Source organism: Rhodococcus sp. WS3 (assembly GCF_003797085.1).
GTDB lineage: Bacteria > Actinomycetota > Actinomycetes > Mycobacteriales > Mycobacteriaceae > Rhodococcus_F > Rhodococcus_F globerula.
In genome coordinates this window covers 1,518,810-1,535,683 of sequence record NZ_RKMA01000002.1, presented here as the reverse complement: position 1 = coordinate 1,535,683, position 16,874 = coordinate 1,518,810, and the positions used below count along the sequence as shown (strand labels likewise).

General features: G+C 63.8%; 13 protein-coding genes. 7 read left to right on the top strand and 6 right to left on the bottom strand.

Going from position 1 to position 16,874, the window contains the following annotated elements:
- Positions 1–180: 180 nt before the first annotated feature.
- Both EEB13_RS21115 and EEB13_RS21110 read left to right on the top strand, forming a co-directional pair.
- Positions 181–543: a DUF3817 domain-containing protein gene (locus EEB13_RS21115; RefSeq protein ID WP_033233155.1), complete on the top strand. Its 363-nt coding sequence runs from the start codon at positions 181–183 to the stop codon at positions 541–543.
- Positions 544–648: 105 nt separating this feature from the next.
- Positions 649–1,542 (top strand): tetratricopeptide repeat protein, encoded by an 894-nt coding sequence (locus tag EEB13_RS21110; RefSeq protein ID WP_033232713.1) that lies wholly within the window; start codon positions 649–651, stop codon positions 1,540–1,542.
- Between the two features lie 17 nt (positions 1,543–1,559).
- Here the strand turns inward: EEB13_RS21110 and EEB13_RS21105 are convergent, their stop codons facing one another.
- Genes EEB13_RS21105 through EEB13_RS21095 form a run of 3 tightly spaced genes read right to left on the bottom strand, consistent with a single transcriptional unit; the run spans position 1,560 to position 7,206 of the window.
- A complete protein-coding gene (locus EEB13_RS21105) occupies positions 1,560–3,008 on the bottom strand; it encodes a neutral zinc metallopeptidase (protein WP_045066887.1) in 1,449 nt (482 codons plus the stop codon).
- Positions 3,008–5,206, bottom strand: a complete 2,199-nt coding sequence (gene glgB / locus EEB13_RS21100; RefSeq protein WP_410055774.1) for a 1,4-alpha-glucan branching protein GlgB — start codon at positions 5,204–5,206, stop codon at positions 3,008–3,010. Before glgB ends, EEB13_RS21105 begins: the two co-directional genes overlap by 1 nt.
- Positions 5,206–7,206 carry a maltotransferase domain-containing protein gene (locus EEB13_RS21095; RefSeq protein WP_095887764.1) on the bottom strand — a complete coding sequence of 667 codons (2,001 nt, stop codon included), beginning with the start codon at positions 7,204–7,206 and terminating at the stop codon, positions 5,206–5,208. The genes glgB and EEB13_RS21095 overlap by 1 nt, the downstream gene beginning before the upstream one ends.
- Positions 7,207–7,326: 120 nt before the next feature.
- On the opposite strand from EEB13_RS21095, the gene glgP reads away from it, so the two are divergent.
- Positions 7,327–9,927, top strand: a complete 2,601-nt coding sequence (gene glgP / locus EEB13_RS21090) for an alpha-glucan family phosphorylase (protein WP_033232719.1) — start codon at positions 7,327–7,329, stop codon at positions 9,925–9,927.
- A gap of 50 nt (positions 9,928–9,977) precedes the next feature.
- Here the strand turns inward: glgP and EEB13_RS21085 are convergent, their stop codons facing one another.
- Genes EEB13_RS21085 through EEB13_RS21075 form a run of 3 tightly spaced genes read right to left on the bottom strand, consistent with a single transcriptional unit; the run spans position 9,978 to position 13,993 of the window.
- Positions 9,978–12,026 (bottom strand): ATP-dependent DNA helicase, encoded by a 2,049-nt coding sequence (locus EEB13_RS21085; protein WP_033232721.1) that lies wholly within the window; start codon positions 12,024–12,026, stop codon positions 9,978–9,980.
- Between the two features lie 9 nt (positions 12,027–12,035).
- Positions 12,036–12,650: an isochorismatase family protein gene (locus tag EEB13_RS21080; protein ID WP_045066890.1), complete on the bottom strand. Its 615-nt coding sequence runs from the start codon at positions 12,648–12,650 to the stop codon at positions 12,036–12,038.
- Positions 12,650–13,993 carry a nicotinate phosphoribosyltransferase gene (locus EEB13_RS21075; protein ID WP_141486168.1) on the bottom strand — a complete coding sequence of 448 codons (1,344 nt, stop codon included), beginning with the start codon at positions 13,991–13,993 and terminating at the stop codon, positions 12,650–12,652. The genes EEB13_RS21080 and EEB13_RS21075 overlap by 1 nt, the downstream gene beginning before the upstream one ends.
- 64 nt (positions 13,994–14,057) lie before the next feature.
- Here EEB13_RS21075 and clpS point away from each other — a divergent pair, with 64 nt between their 5' ends.
- Genes clpS through EEB13_RS21055 form a run of 4 tightly spaced genes read left to right on the top strand, consistent with a single transcriptional unit; the run spans position 14,058 to position 16,810 of the window.
- A complete protein-coding gene (clpS, locus tag EEB13_RS21070) occupies positions 14,058–14,387 on the top strand; it encodes an ATP-dependent Clp protease adapter ClpS (protein WP_033232727.1) in 330 nt (109 codons plus the stop codon).
- Between the two features lie 53 nt (positions 14,388–14,440).
- The gene (locus EEB13_RS21065; RefSeq protein ID WP_033232729.1) at positions 14,441–15,031 is read left to right on the top strand and encodes a DUF2017 domain-containing protein; all 591 of its coding nucleotides are present in this window, start codon (positions 14,441–14,443) and stop codon (positions 15,029–15,031) included.
- Positions 15,028–16,095, top strand: coding sequence for a P1 family peptidase (locus EEB13_RS21060; RefSeq protein WP_095885871.1), 1,068 nt, complete (start codon positions 15,028–15,030; stop codon positions 16,093–16,095). Before EEB13_RS21065 ends, EEB13_RS21060 begins: the two co-directional genes overlap by 4 nt.
- A 55-nt stretch (positions 16,096–16,150) precedes the next feature.
- Entirely contained in the window at positions 16,151–16,810 is a 660-nt protein-coding gene (locus tag EEB13_RS21055; protein WP_033232731.1) for a rhomboid family intramembrane serine protease, read from the top strand.
- The last annotated feature ends 64 nt before the right edge of the window (positions 16,811–16,874 follow it).

Genomic DNA, 16,874 nt, shown 5'->3' with positions numbered 1-16,874 from the left:
CGGCGGCATCGGCGCGGCCGCACTGTGCGGCGGCGGCGGGCAGGGCGACGCACTGATCGTCCGCGTACCCAAGGCCTGAGAGTCTAAATACACCTGAACACCTCAGTTCGCTCTACGACGCCTCGTGGTATTCCTCACACCACTACGGGGCGTCGTAGTTGTTCGGGCACAATGGGGTTCATGGCGAACGTCTTCGATCTCAGTACCACCGCAAAGCGGTTCCGTTTCATTGCCGTCCTCGAGGCCTTCACATGGCTCGGACTGTTGGTCGGAATGGCCTTCAAGTACATCCCCGAAGAGGGAATGGTGGCAGGCGTCAAGATCTTCGGTCCCTTCCACGGTGCTGTGTTCGTCATCTACATCCTGGTTGCGCTCTGGACTGCAAAGCAGTTGAAGTGGAACCTGGTCACCACGTTCTGGGCACTGTTTGCCAGCATCCCGCCGTTCGGCACGATTGTTTTCGAGGCGTGGGCCGCGCGCACAGGCAAGTTGGCGGAACTGTCCAAGGTGAACACAGCCGCTGCAGACCCCGCGCTCGCTTAAGTGAAGTAGGCCTCTTCGAAGGTTCCGGCAACTCGTGACAAACTGGGACTTGTGACTCGACCAGGATCCAGGCCCCCAGCGCGTTCGTCAGCAGTTGCAGCCGCTATGAGCGGCGCAGTCGACTTGTCCGCTCTCAAAGAGCGGGCCACGGCCCCACCTCCGCGTAATCCCAGCGGCGATGGGGCCGTTTCTGCTGCCAATGGTTTTGTCATCGAGGTGACGGAAGCGAACTTCGAGGCCGAAGTTCTGGTCAAGTCGAGCCAGGTGCCCGTGATCGTCAACCTCGGTGGGCGCGCGTACGAGCCGTCTGTCGTCTTCACCGAGGTGCTGGAGCGCTTGGCCGCGCAGGCAGGTGGTCAGTGGATTCTTGCGAACGTCGACGTCGATGTCAGCCCCCAGATCGCGCAGGCCTTCGGAATCCAGTCGGTGCCGACGGTTGTTGCCGTTGCCGCCGGTCAGCCGTTGGCAGATTTCCAGGGTGCACAGCCCGAAGAGCAGTTGACTCAGTGGTTTGCCGCCGTTCTGCAAGCTACCGCCGGAAAGCTCAGCGGTCCCGTTCCGACTGCTGAGCGCGACGAACCAGAAGTGGAAGATCCACGATTCGTTGCTGCCGAAACCGCCCTCGACGCCGGTGATCTCGACGGTGCCATTGCGGCATACCAGGTGATTCTCGACGCCGAGCCGACCAACGCCGAGGCCCTCAACGCTGTTCGCCAGGTCAAGTTCATGGCGCGTGCCCAGAACACCGAACCCGACGCCGTGGCGGCGGCCGACGCAGATCCGTCGAATGCCGAACTGCAGTTCGCGGCAGCGGACCTGGAGATGGCCGGCCAGCAACCGGAAGCAGCTTTTGCTCGCCTCATCGGCGTCGTGTCACGGAGTGCAGGAGACGACAAGGCCGCGGCGCGGACGCGTCTGCTCGAACTCTTCGAATTGTTCGATCCCGCCGAGCCCATGGTGATGGCCGCCCGCCGCAAACTGGCGGCAGCGCTCTACTAGGTCTCTCGAGACAGCCGCTACTCCGTATAGCGGCTGTCGCAGGACACCTGCCCACCCAACACACCGGTACGGAAGGCGTCGACCCGGGCGAAGCCGCTCGGGACGGTGTCGCCGTTGACGTCACTGGCAGCCAACCCGTCCGTCAACAAGCCGGAGACGGCCTCGTCGAGGTCGCCGGGCGACAGGGTGACCTGTGCTCCGGACTCGGCTGCATTGGAGGGGCTCAGTGCGGCTGTGATCACTCCGGCCAAGCACGCCGCCCGCAGCGCGGTCTGTGGTGTGTCGAGTGCCTGACCACGTTGCTGCTGCATCGCGAGGGTGTACCGCGACGCGAGCAGTACGTATGCGTTGTAGTCGCCGGTGATGTCGGTCTGCATCAATTCGCGTCGACCGACCCGTCCCGGTGTTCCGCGTTCCGCCAACTCGTCGACATTGATGCCGATGGTGTTGGTCGAGGGGCAGAACGAGACCGGTTCGGTAGCGACGGCGTCGGCGCATCCGGTGTCCGCGCCGGTGAATGTGACTGTCGGCGGATTCTCCAATTCGAAGACCGACTGGAATGTCGTGAGGAACTCCTGCAGCGTTTCCTCGGTGACGGGAAGTTCTCCTGAATCGCCTTCGGAGTCGAATTGCTGGGGCAGTTCAGCCCGCCGGGATTCGATTTCTTCCTGGTCGATACGCGTGCAGGCGGACGCGCCGTCGGTGAACCCGATCTGTGTTGCGGTGACGCGTTCGAACGCGGAACCGTGGTGTGAGTCGGGATCGTTGGGATCGTCGTCACGGATAGCGACCGCAGAGGCGAGCACCTTGTTCAGGCCGTCGGATGTGTTCATGGTGAAGTGTGCTGCCTTGTCCTCGGCAACGTGCCGCAGGAACGCGCCACCGAAGCAGTCGGCCTGCTGTTCACGCACCAGGGCCGATTCGGACCCACCTTTGACGATTCCGGCTTTGCGCTGGACGGCATGGCCGTACTCGTGCGCGAAGATGAACGCGACGGCGACGTCCCCGAACTTTTCCTGCACCTCGGGAAGGAGAAGTTCGCGATCCCACCCGATGGTGTGGTCGAGGCTGCAGTAGCCGGCGTTGATGAGGTCTTCTGTGGTCTCCTCGCAGAAGTCCGGGCCGTTCGATTCGGTGGGATCCCACGAGATCAGCGTGTCGACGGGTTGGAACGGTTCGTTGAACAGTGTCGGATACTGCGTGTTCCAAAAGGTTTCGATGTCGGTGATCGCGTTGGCGGCGAGTGCGTCGATGGAACCGCCGTCGGTGCCGACGATGTCGCGTTCGGCGTCGGGCGCACCGGGTCGCAGGCCACTAGGACCGGACGACGCGTCGAGGCCGGCAACGCGGAAGGGGTCGTGGTAGATCGAGACGGCCTGGCCACTGGAGGTCTGCGAACAGCCGGACAACACGGCAGCAGTTGCCAACAACGACGAAGTGACTAGTGCTGCTCGCCGGCCCACCATCAACGCTCCAGACTGATCCATATCGCACCGTTGGCGGGAAGTGCGACCTGAGCTGACGCCGGCCGACCGTGCCACGACTGCGACGTCGCTGTGACCGCACCGAGGTTGCCCACCCCCGAGCCGCCGTACGCCTGCGCATCGGTGTTGAGGATTTCGACCCATCGGCCGGGCTCCGGTAGCCCGACGCGGTAGCTCGAGTGTTCGCTGCCCGAGAAGTTGAAGAGGCAGGCGACAATCGAGCCGTCAGTACCGTAACGCAGAAAACTCAGGACGTTGTTCTCGGTGTCGTTGGCGTCGATCCACGAATACCCGCCAGGCGAGGTGTCCAGGGTCCACATTGCCGGATGCCGGCGGTATGCAGAGTTGAGATCGCTGACCAGCTGCATCGCGCCGCGGTGGAGATTGCCGGTGTTCGGGTCGTCGAGTTGCCACCAGTCGAGGCCTCGTTCTTCGGACCACTCGGCCGTCTGGCCGAACTCCTGGCCCATGAACAGAAGCTGCTTACCCGGGTGCGCCCACATGTAGGCGAGGAGAGCGCGAAGGCCCGCGGCTTTCGCGAAATCGTTGCCGGGCATACGTGTCCACAAGGTTCCCTTGCCGTGGACGACCTCGTCGTGGCTGATGGGCAGTAGGTAGTTCTCGCTCCACGCGTACATCAGCGAGAAGGTGATCTCGTGATGGTGGTACGTGCGGTGGACGGGGTCGCGGCCCAGGAATCCCAGGGTGTCGTGCATCCACCCCATGTTCCATTTCATGTTGAATCCGAGGCCGCCCACATTGGTCGCGCGGGTGACTCCAGGCCACGCGGTTGATTCCTCGGCAATGGTGACAACGCCGCGGTGTTTCTTGTGGACGGTGGCATTCATCTCCTGAAGGAACGCAACTGCTTCCAGGTTCTCGCGGCCGCCGTGAATGTTGGGGGTCCAGCCACCTTCCGGGCGGGAGTAATCCAGGTAGAGCATCGATGCGACAGCATCGACGCGTAGGCCGTCGATGTGGAATTCGTCGAGCCAGAACAGCGCGTTGGCGACGAGGAAGTTGCGGACCTCGCGTCGACCGAAGTCGAATACGTATGTACCCCAGTCCAACTGCTCGCCGCGCTGCGGATCGGCATGTTCGTAGAGCGGTGTGCCGTCGAAGCGGGCCAGTGCCCACTCGTCCTTGGGGAAGTGAGCGGGAACCCAGTCGACGAGGACACCGATGCCGGCGGCATGGAGGTGATCGACAAACCAGCGGAAATCGTCGGGTGTCCCGAATCGTGCCGTCGGAGCGTAGTACGACGTGACCTGATATCCCCAGGATCCGCCGAACGGGTGCTCGGCGACTGGGAGCAATTCGACGTGTGTGAACCCGGTTTCGGTGACGTACTGCGCGAGTTGCTCGGCCATCTGCCGGTAGTCGAGGCCAGGGCGCCAGGATCCGAGATGCACTTCGTACACACTCATCGGTGACTGCGCTGGGTCGACGTGCGCGCGGGCCTCGAGCCAGTCGGCGTCGTGCCAGATGTGGGAACTGGTACTCACGCGTGACGCCGTCGCCGGCGGTACCTCGGTGGCGAAGGCCATCGGGTCGGCCTTGTCCGCTACCGAACCGTCTCGCCCGTGGACGCGGAACTTGTACAGTTCACCTGCTGTGATTCCGGGCAGGAACAGTTCCCAGACTCCTGTCGAACCGAGGACGCGCATGGGCGCGAATTGCCCACCCCAGCCGTCGAAGTCGCCGATGACGGTGACTCCCCGGGCGGCGGGCGCCCACACCGCAAACGAGGTTCCCTCGACTACTCCGTCCGGCGTTTCGTAGCTGCGCGGGTGGGCGCCGAGAATATCCCACAGGCGTTCGTGCCGACCCTCACCGAAGAGATGGAGATCAAGTTCGCCGAGTGTGGGGAGGAATCGGTACGGATCGGCGACGACGACGGTATGCCCACCCGGGTAGGTGACCGAGTACCGGTAGTCCATGAGTTCCGGGTAGGGGACCAGTGCGGCGAAGACCCCACCCGAAATGTGGTGGAGGGGAAAGGCCTTTCCGCCGATGACGGCGTCGACCGACTCGGCGTGTGGCCGAAGGGTACGCAGCACTGTTCCGTCGGGGTGTGCGTGCGCGCCGAGGACGCTGTGCGGATCGTGGTGTTCGCCGCGGGCAAGCAATTCCAGATCGTGGGGTGCCGGAGCAACCCCGGCAGGCAGTTCGGCGACCATCATTTACCTCCGCGGTATGCCAGGGAAGTTCTGGCGGGGTAGGGAACTGGCGGTAGCGCAAGAATGTGGGCGACGGACCGCCATGGCTCTAGGCGAACGAAATTTGCTTGGCCCCACTGATATTGCTCGCCGCTCACTTCGTCGAGCACGCTCATGTGGTCGTGCCATTCGCGCCCGAGTGCCGGCATGTCCAGCCAGATCGTTCCCTCTTCCGCGGCAAACGGATTGAGGTTGATGACGGTGAGTACGGCGTCGCCGGTGATCGGATCGAACTTCGAGTAGGCGATGATCGCGTCATTGTCGATGTGGTGGAAATGCAGGTTGCGGAGTTGTTGCAGAGCGGGGTGCGCGCGGCGGATGCGGTTCAGCGTGGTGATCCAGGGTTCGAGGGATTCGCCGCGCGCAGCGGCTTCCGCGAACCGGCGCGGACGTAGTTCGTACTTCTCCGAGTCCAGATACTCTTCGCTACCGGGACGCACCGCCTGGTGCTCGTAGAGTTCGTACCCCGAGTAGACGCCCCACGTCGGTGCGAGTGTTGCGGCGAGAGCTGCCCGCAGCGCGAACATTCCGGGTCCGCCGTGCTGTAGCGACTCGTGCAGGATGTCCGGGGTGTTCACGAAGAGATTGGGGCGCGCCTCGTCGGCTTTGGCTGCGAGTTCGTTGCCGAATTCCGTCAGTTCCCACTTTGCGACGCGCCACGTGAAGTACGTGTACGACTGTGTGAAGCCGCGTCGGGCCAGGCCGTACATGCGGGCAGGCCGGGTGAACGCCTCGGCCAGGAAGAGAACGTCCGGATCGGATTTCTTGACTTCGGAGATCAGCTTTTCCCAGAAGTTGGGCGGCTTGGTGTGGGGGTTGTCGACGCGAAAGATCTTGACCCCCGCGTTGATCCAGTGGCGAACGACGCGCAGGATTTCCTTGTCCAACCCGTCCGGGTCGATGTCGAAGTTGATCGGATAGATGTCCTGGTACTTCTTCGGCGGGTTCTCCGCGTAGGCGATGGTGCCGTCGGGCAGAACAGTGAACCACTCGGGATGCTTTGCTGCCCAAGGATGATCGGGTGCACATTGCAGTGCGAGGTCGAGTGCCACTTCGAGGTCGAGTTTGCGTGCCCGCGACACGAACGCCTTGAAATCCTTGAGCGTTCCGAGTTCCGGATGGACTGCGTCGTGCCCACCTTCGGCGGAGCCGATGGCCCATGGCGATCCGACATCCCCGGGTTCGGGAGTGAGCGTGTTGTTGCGGCCCTTGCGATTGATCTCACCGATCGGGTGAATCGGCGGCAGGTAGACAACATCGAAACCCATTGCGGCAATGCGTGGTAGATCCTCGGACGCGGTCTTGAACGTGCCGTGCTTCGGCACCCCGTTCTCGTCCCAGCCACCGGTGGAGCGGGGGAAGAACTCGTACCACGAACCGAACAGTGCTCGGTTGCGGTCGACCAGCACGTTGTGCGGTTCGCCCTTGGTGACCAACTCGCGCAGGGGATGCGCGCGGAGCAACTCGGCGACGTCCGACGCAAATGCCGGGGCGACCCGGGCTGTCACCGGCGCGGTGCTGCGCAGCGACGCCGTCACCGCCTCCAACTTCGAGCGGTTGGCGCGGGGCTGTTCCTGGGCGGCGCGCTCGAAGAGTCGCGCGCCGATCTCGAGGTCGTTGGCTAGCTCTGCCGGGCCTTGCCCGACGGACAGTTTGGCTTCGACGGCGTGCTTCCAGGTTGCGACGGGATCACTCCACGCTTCGATCCGGAACGTCCAGAGTCCCTCGGTGGACGGAACGAATACAGCGTCGACGGTGTCCGGTTCGCTGCCCGGGTCCATCTGGATGCGTATCGGTTTGGTTCCGCGGGGTCCGCGCACGGTGAGGGTGGCTGCAACTGCGTCGTGGCCCTCTCGCCATACCGTGGCGTGTACGGGAAACACTTCACCCACTACGGCCTTGGCTGGATAGTTACCCGAGATCGCGGGTACCACGTCGTCGATACCGAGGCGTCCTGTCACGGGAAGCTCCATTTCTGATGGTGGAGTGTTACTGGTGTGGCCGAGTTCAACCGTAGTGGGTACAGCGCCTTGTCGTCGCTCCAGCGGACACGGTGGTTCAACTCGACTAGGGTTCGCGGGGTGAAAGCCTTGCGTCGGTTCACTGTCCGAGCCCACCTTCCGGAGCGCCTTGCAGCGCTCGGCCCCTTGTCCACCAACTTGCGTTGGTCCTGGCATCCCGAGACTCAGGATCTGTTCTCGCGCCTGGACCCTGAACTCTGGCAAGCAGTTCAGTTCGATCCGGTTCGAATGCTCGGAGAGGTCGATCCCGCCCGACTCGACGAGCTCAGCAGCGACGACGACTTCCTCGCTGACCTCGACACCGCAGCCGCCGATCTCGACAGCTACCTGAGCACTCCGCGCTGGTACCAGTCGCAGCAGGCAAAGGGGGTGTCGCTGGCTGGGGGAATTGCGTACTTCTCCATGGAATTCGGCGTCAGCGAAGTCCTGCCGAACTACTCGGGTGGCCTGGGAATTCTGGCCGGCGATCATCTCAAGGCCGCATCGGATCTGGGACTTCCGCTGATCGGTGTCGGACTGCTCTATCGATCCGGCTACTTCCGCCAGTCCCTGACAGCCGACGGGTGGCAGGCCGAGCACTACCCACCCCACGATCCGCAGGGGTTGCCCCTGCGTTTGCTGACGGATGCCGGCCCGTCGTCCGACGACGGATCGCCGGTAGTGATCCACGTTGCGATGCCCGGTGGGCGAGTTCTCCGGTCGCGGGTGTGGATCGCGCAGGTCGGCCGGGTGCCCCTGCTTCTCCTCGATTCGGACATCGCTGAGAACGATCCCGATCTCCGGGGCGTGACCGACCGTCTGTACGGCGGCGATCAGGATCACCGCATCAAGCAGGAAATCCTTGCGGGTATCGGTGGCGTACGTGCAGTTCGGGCGTACACCGCGGCATACGGATTGCCCGATCCCGAGGTGTTCCACATGAACGAGGGCCACGCCGGTTTCCTCGGTATCGAACGAATTCGTGAACTTGTCACCACCAGCGGGCTGGATTTCGATTCGGCGTTGGCGGCTGTACGCGCCGGTACCGTTTTCACGACCCACACTCCGGTGCCCGCCGGAATCGACCGCTTCCCGGCAGATCTGGTTCGCCACTACTTCGGCGGTTCCAACGGCGAGAACGAATCGACGCTTCTTCCCGGCCTGACGGTCGATCGCATCGTCGGGATGGGCCGCGAATCGGATCCGTCGATCTTCAACATGGCGCACATGGGCCTTCGACTCGGCCAGCGTGCCAACGGTGTGTCGAAGCTGCACGGCATCGTCAGTCGCGACATGTTCAACGGTCTCTGGCCGGGATTCGATGCTGACGAGGTTCCGATCGGCTCGGTGACCAACGGTGTCCATGCGCCCACCTGGGCGGCGCCGGAATGGATGAACGTCGCCCGCCGGATCGTCGGACAGGAGCAGCTCGAGGAATCGCGCGGCTGGGAGCGCTTGCACGAGCTGTCCGCCACCGAACTCTGGGAAACGCGCAACGACTTGCGCGGCAAACTCGTCAACGAAGTGCGTCGACGTGTGAAGGCGTCGTGGCTCGAGCGCGGCGCCACCGAAGCCGAACTGGGTTGGACCAGTGGAGTTTTCGACCCGAATGTGTTGACTGTCGGGTTTGCCAGGCGCGTGCCGACGTACAAGCGACTCACCCTGATGCTGCGCGACCCCGATCGACTGCGCGCGATGCTCCTCGACGAAAAGCGGCCAGTGCAGTTGGTGGTGGCCGGAAAGTCGCATCCCGCCGACGACGGTGGCAAGGCGCTCATTCAGCAGGTGGTGCGGTTCGCCGACGAGGCGGATGTCCGTCATCGCATCGTCTTCCTGCCGGATTACGACATGTCGATGGCCCGCTACCTGTACTGGGGTTGCGATGTGTGGCTGAACAATCCGCTGCGCCCGCTCGAGGCGTGTGGAACTTCCGGTATGAAGTCTGCACTGAACGGTGGACTCAACCTCTCCATCCGTGACGGATGGTGGGACGAGATGTACGACGGTGAGAACGGCTGGGCAATCCCGACCGCCGACGGCGTCCTCGACGACGTTCGCCGTGACGATCTCGAAGCGAGCGCGCTCTACGAATTGCTCGAACACGCGGTGCTGCCCACGTTCTACGACCGTGACGCTGCCGACCTGCCGACGCGGTGGGTCGAGAAGGTTCGCCACACACTCGAGAATCTGGGCCCGAAGGTGTTGGCGTCACGCATGGTTCGTGACTACGCAGTGCAGTACTACGCGCCGTCGGCAGAATCTGCTCGGGCTGTGGTGGCGGACAACTACGCCGGAGCGCGTGAGGTTGCCGAGTTCCGTCGGCGGATCGAATCGCAGTGGCCGTCCGTGAGCGTTGTGCAGGTTGACGGTTCCGGGTTGCCGGATACCCCGGAAATCGGTGCGACCCTCTCGCTGAAGGCGCAGGTTCGTCTCGGTGATTTGTCGGTGACAGACGTCGAGGTGCAGGCCGTCATCGGACGCGTCACTCCGGGTGAGGAACTGACCGATGTGGTCACCTTCCCGATGACACATTTCGGTTCGGAGGACGGCATCGAGATCTTCGAAGCCGAAGTAGCGCTTCCGGTTTCGGGATCGGTCGGCTACACGGTTCGGGTTCTTCCGCATCACCGTCTGCTGGTGAACGCATCAGAGCTGGGATTGGTCACGACCCCGGCTGTGTAAACCCACTTTCTGCCCCGGACCTTGTCGACAAGGTCCGGGGCAGAAGTGCGTCAGGGCCGCGAATCGCGGATCCGGGTCAGCGCTTTGCGGACGACCTCGGGCTTGGTCGTCTCCCAGAACGGTGGCAATGACGCCCGCAGGTATCCGGCATACCGGGCCGTTGCAAGACGCGGATCCAGTACGGCCACAACACCTTTGTCGTCGACGCTACGCAACAGTCTGCCCACTCCCTGGGCGAGGAGCAGCGCTGCATGGTTGGCCGAGACGCTGAGGAAGCCGTTTCCGCCGTGTGCCTCGATGGCCTGTTGACGAGCCATCAGCAGCGGATCGTCCGGCCGCGGAAATGGAATGCGGTCCAAGATCACCAGGGACAGCGACGGGCCGGGAACGTCGACGCCTTGCCATAGGGACAGTGTCCCGAACAGTGATGTGGGTTCATCTTTGGCGAAGGCCTTGACGAGGGTGCCGGTGGCGTCGTCGCCCTGGCACAGGATCGGTGTGTCGAGGCGATCACGCATGGCTTCGGATGCGGCTTTGGCGGCGCGCATCGACGAGAACAGTCCGAGGGTGCGCCCACCCGCAGCCTCGACGAGTTCGGCGATTTCGTCGAGGTAGACCGGGGACAAGCCGTCCCGGCCGGGTGTGGGCAGGTGGCGGGCAATGTAGATGATTCCGGCTTTCGCATGGTCGAACGGCGATCCGACGTCGACCGAGTTCCAACGAAATGCGTTGGCATCGGAAGGAGCTTCGCTTCCGATCGCAGTTCCGGAATCGGGGCGAACCGACGACTGCGCGGGTAGTCCCCAGTTGATCGCAAGACCGTCGAAGGAACCTCCGACGGTGAGTGTTGCGGACGTCAACACCACAGTGGATTCCGCGAACAGGCGTGAGCGCAGCAAACCGCCGACGGACAGTGGGGCCATCCGGACGGAGCGGCGGACCGATCCGCGGAACTCGTCGGACGAGAGCCAGACCACATCTTTGCGCTGGGCGGGATCTGGTTCGTCGAAAGCAGTGAGGACTCGTACGGCGCTGTCGTGAATGTCTTCCACCGAGGAGAGTGCCGCATTGCGGGCGGCCGCGGCTTCGGGATCGGCTGCCATCATGCCGGGCTTGGCCGGGCCGATGGCTGTGCGCAGGGCCCACGCGGCATCGCGGATGGCTGCGAGCGCGGGAGCAGCGCCGTCGGGAAGCCCGTCCCAGCGTCCGGGGCGAAGTTCTTCGAGGAGTCCGGCCCAGCCTTCGCCGGCGGCCTCGAGACGATCGGCGTCCTGTTCTTCGACGATCTTGCCGCAGCGACGAGCGGCTGCGCTGATGGCGGCCGCGGTGAGCTCGTCCGTCGCGACCCCGGTCACGCGGTCGACCAATTCGTGGGCTTCGTCGATGACAACGACGTCGTGCTCGGGCAGAATCTGGATGCCTGTAATGGCGTCGATCGCGAGTAGGGCGTGGTTGGTCACGACGACGTCCGCTTTCGACGCCTCGACGCGGGCGCGTTCGGCAAAGCAGTCCTCGCCGACCGGGCACTGGTTCTTTCCGATGCACTCGCGGGACGTCACGCTGACCTGCCGCCACGCCTGATCGGACACGCCTGGCACCAGTTCGTCGCGGTCGCCCGTGTCGGTGTCCGAGGACCACTCGGTCAAGCGCACCACTTCACGGCCCAGCCGGGAGACTGTGAACGGATCGAACAGTTCGTCCTCCGGTGGCTGCTCGGAGGCGCCGGTGTGGATCTTGTTCATGCACAGGTAGTTGTTGCGGCCCTTGAGGATTGCGAATTCCGCGCGACGCCCGAGAGGCTTCTTCAGTGCATCGGCCAGGCGGGGGAGATCACGATCGACCAGCTGCCGCTGCAGGGCGATGGTGGCCGTCGACACGACGACGGTGCGACCGGACTCGACGGCATGACGCAGGCTCGGCACCAGATAGGCCAGCGACTTACCCGTACCGGTGCCGGCCTGGACGGCAAGATGCTCACCGGTATCGATCGAATGCGCTACCGCCGACGCCATCGTGAGCTGGCTGGTCCGCTCGGCACCGCCCAGCGCCTGCACCGCCGTGCGAAGCAGTTCGGGGACATTCGGAAGTTCATCGGCCACTGAAGCAGGTTAGTGGATACCTACGTCAGAAATATCGACGCCACTCGAAGGCGCATGTTCGTCACGGCCGCTGAGCTGCACTCCGTGCTCGCGCATCTGCGTCAAAGCCGCTTCGATCGTGGCGGTTGCCACACCTGCAGTGAGTGGCAGGAGGACTGTGGTGGCAAAGCCGGCGCGGACCGCGTCGAGTGCCGTGGCCCTCACGCAGTGATCGGTGGCAATGCCGATGACGTCGACGTCGGTGATGTCGTGTGCCCGCAACCACTCCTCGAGGGTCGTGCCGTCCTCGGAAAACCCTTCGAACCCGGAGTACGCGGCGCTGTACGCACCCTTGGAGAACACGGCAGATCCGGCGATCGATGCATCGAAAGCCGGGTGGAAGTCGGCGCCTGAAGTTCCGACCACACAGTGCACCGGCCACGTGTCGACGTAATCGGGGTTTTCCGAGAAGTGAGCACCGGGATCGATGTGGAAATCGCGGGTCGCTGCGACGGCGTCGTACTCGTGAGAGTCGACGAAGGTGTTGATCGCCGCAGCTACGGCAGCGCCGCCGTCGACGGCTAGGGCGCCGCCCTCACAGAAGTCGTTCTGGACGTCCACCACGATCAATGCACGTGCAGTCATCAGTGACCTCCACCGACAAATCGGACCGGTACCGCGGAATCTCCGCGTGAGAGCTTGAGGCCCTCCCACGGGAGGCTGAGCAGCCCGGCTTTCACGACTGCTCGGCTCTCTTCCAATGTGGGGACGCCGTCGACGGTCTTGCCGCCGCGTACCAACGGAATCATCAGCTCGGTCGCGCCGTCCGCGGCGGCGATCGGCGAGGGCGCGTCGGCGGGATAGATCACTTCCTCGACCAGTGTTCCGGTCTGGCGAGCGATGCGCAGTGCTTTCTTCGCTCCGCCGCGCGACGCTTTGTTGGTACTGCGCTTCTCGACGGGAATTCCGTCCACCTCGACAAGTTTGTAGACCATGCCGGCCGTCGGAGCGCCGGAGCCGATGACGAGGGACGTGCCGACGCCGTAGGTGTCGACGGGTTCGGCGCGCAGCGCTGCGATGGCATATTCGTCGAGGTCGCCGGAGACCACGATGCGGGTCTTGGTGGCGCCGAGGTCGTCGAGTTGTCGACGCACCTGGCGGGTGACCACCCCGAGCTCTCCGGAGTCGATACGCACCCCGCCAAGCTCGGTTCCGGCTACGGCGATAGCGGTTTTCACGCCTTCGGTGATGTCGTAGGTGTCGACCAGCAATGTGGTCGAGACACCGAGTACGTCGACCTGCGCGCGGAAGGCCGCGGCCTCGTCGGTTCCGTTGTCGGTGGTGTGCAGGAGGGTGAAGGCGTGGGCGCTGGTACCCGCGCCGGGAACGTCGTGGCGGCGGACAGCTTCGAGATTGGACGTGGCGTCGAATCCGGCGAGGTACGCGGCGCGGGACGACGCGACTGCGGCTTGCTCATGGGTCCGGCGTGAGCCCATTTCGATGAGCCTTCGACCGTCTGCGGCACTGACCATGCGGGCCGCAGCCGACGCAATCGCGCTGTCGTGGTTGAGGATCGAGAGGGCCAGTGTCTCGAGCAACACGCATTCGGCAAACGATCCGCGGACGGAGAGGATCGGCGAGCCGGGAAAGTAGAAGTCGCCTTCGCGGTAACCGTCGATGTCGCCGGAGAACCGGTAATTGCGCAGCCACTCGACGGTGGTGTCGTCCAGGAACTTCGAGACGATCGCCAGTTCGGGTTCCCCGAAACGGAAGTGCTCGAGAGCGTCGAGCAATCGCTCCGTGCCGGCGACGATTCCGTAACGCCTCCCCTCGGGAAGTCTGCGCGCGAATACTTCGAAACTGCAGGTACGGAAAGCAGATCCGTCGGCAAGCGCGGCAGAGAGCATGGTGAGCTCGTACTGGTCGGTGAGCAGAGCGGTACTCGCGGCGGCGTCACGGGTGTCGGAGATTTGCGTAGGCACGCACATAACTCTAGGCGGGAGACCACGAGGGTGGGTGTTGTCACCTCGGATCGCGCCGTACCCTGGAGACATGGTTTTCGGCTCTGCGACTGTTTCCACAACTGCCTCTGCGCCGCGCGCGGTCCCGGAGCAGTCGGAGGCTGTTGCAATCATCGAAGCTGTTGACAGGCCTTGGGTGACGATCGTCTGGGACGATCCGGTCAATCTGATGCACTACGTGACCTACGTGTTCCAGAAACTGTTCGGGTACAGCAAGGCCAAGGCCACCGATTTGATGATGAAGGTGCATTCGGAGGGCAAGGCCGTCGTGTCCAGTGGTTCGCGCGACAAGATGGAAGCCGATGTTCGGCGTCTGCACGCGGCGGGACTGTGGGCCACGATGCAGCGCGACGACACCTAGGGCTCGCTCACCTTCGACAAGTTCGATCCGATCACAAGAGGGGAGTCCGACGCGTGCGGACGTGGATCAAGAAGAACTCGCTTTCCGGAGTGAAGTTCAAATCCGAGATGGACGCTCATGAGGTGACCGTCCTGAGTTCGCTCGTAGAGTCGGTGATCGGACTGCTGGAAGATCGTGAGTCCGGCGCACCGCAGGACGAGTTGGCGGCGCTCACCGGTCTTCGAACCGGTAATTCGGAATCGCCCGACAATCCGGTTCTGGCGCGGTTGCTCCCAGATTTTCAGCGAACCGACCCCAGTAAAGCGTCCCCGGATTCCGATGATCTCGACGACGCCGGCGCCAATGTCAACGGAGCGCTGCGGAGTTTGCACGAACCCGAGATCATCGACGCGAAGAAGGCTGCCGGCAGGGTTTTGCTGGCCTCGCTTCCCGCGGACGGCGGCAAGATCCTCCTGACCCAGGAGCAGGCCGACGCGTGGCTGTCCGCGCTCAACGACGTTCGTCTGGCTCTCGGCACCAATCTCGGTATCGACGCAGACACTCCGGAAAGTTTGGATCCGGATGATCCGCGAGCACCGCATCTTGATGTCTATCACTGGTTGACGTGGATGCAGGATTCGCTCGTTCAGGCGCTCATGCCGTGATCACCACGGCGCCCGGCCCCACGGATTCGTTGACCGACATCGCCGGTTTGACTGTCGGTCATCATCATCGGCTCGACGACGACGCTGCTCTGGGGGCGGGGGCCGCGACGGGATGCACCGTTGTGCTGGCCCCGGCGGGAGTGGTTGCGGGAGTTGATGTTCGGGGCGGCGGGCCGGGTACTCGCGAAACCGATCTCCTCGACCCGAGCCATTCGGTTCAGCAGGTCAATGCCGTGCTCCTGACCGGTGGAAGTGCGTACGGCCTCGCTGCCGCCGACGGTGTCATGCGCTGGCTCGAGGAACACGGCCACGGAATCGCGATGGGCCTGCCTGGCCAGGTGGTGCCGATCGTGCCGGGCGCCGTCATCTTCGATCTTCCGGTCGGGGACTGGAAGATTCGACCTGACGCCGATTTCGGATATCTGGCAGCAGAATCCGCGTCGCGTGAATGTGCGACCGGAACAGTGGGCGCCGGTGTCGGTGCCCGCGCCGGTGGGATCAAAGGCGGCGTCGGAACTGCCAGCGTCGTGATCACAGACGGACCGGCCAAGGGGACAACTGTGTCGGCCCTGATCGTGGCAAACCCGGTCGGCTCGGTCTTCGATCCGCGTACCGGTCTGCCGTGGGGCGTCGGGTCCGAGGGGGAGGCGTCCTTCGGGATCGGCATGCCGATCCCGTGCGAGCTCGACGCAGCCAACGCAATCGGCGCCAAAGGGACAGTGCTCAACACCACCATCGGCGTCGTCGCTACCGACGCGGCCCTGACCAAAGCCGGGTGCCGACGCGTTGCAGTTGCCGGTCACGACGGTTTGGCCCGGGCAATCCGTCCGGCCCATTCGCCGTTGGACGGCGACACGATCTTTGCGCTCGCTACCGGAACGCACACGCCGGAATCGGCGATCGACGTACCTGCAGCGTTCCCGGCGGATCTGCCGATCCTCGACGCTGTCTGTGCGGCTGCCGCCCAGGTCGTGGAACGCGCGATCGTCAAGGCGATTCTCGACGCGACATCGGTGGCGGGGATCCCGAGTTACCGAGACCTGTTCCCGTCGGCTTTCGTCTAGCCCGGCGAGCGCCGGTAACCTCGAAGTAGACACATCTACTGTGAGGACGCACGCGATGACGATGGATTTCAACAGTCCTGATTTCGGTTCACGGGCACCGGTTCCCGCGCCGAAACCGCCGTCGGTGTGGAAGCAGTCCGCGGTGCTGGTCGGCGGATTTGTACTAGCGCTGTACGTCATCGAGATCATCGACGTCATTTCCGGTCAGAACGTCCAGAACGCCGGAGTCTCACCGCGAACGCTCGACGGTTTGTGGGGAATCCTGTTTGCGCCCGTGTTGCACGACGACTGGGCACACTTGATCGCGAACACCATCCCCGTACTGATACTCGGCTATCTCGTTCTGGTGTCTGGCATATCGAGAGGGTTGGCTGCGACCGGAATCATCTGGGTGATCGGCGGGGTCGGAACGTGGCTCGTTGCCGGAGCGAATACCAATCACGTCGGGGCGTCGGTGCTGATCTTCGGGTGGGTGACCTACCTGTTGACGCGTGGATTCTTCACCCGGAGTTTCGGCCAGATTCTGATCGGCGTTGTTGTCTTCGTGATCTACGGCGGAGTCCTGTGGGGCGTGGTGCCCAGCACGCCGGGTGTCTCGTGGCAGGGGCATTTGTTCGGTGCGGTCGGCGGCGTCGTAGCGGCGTGGGCACTCTCCTCCGGCGATCGAGCGAACCGCGCCGGCGCTACAACACCAGCCCGACCAGCAACTTTCTGATCGGACGTGGGTCACACCCCACCGGCGGTGTGACTTCGACTCGCCAAAACGACCGGGAGCTTTT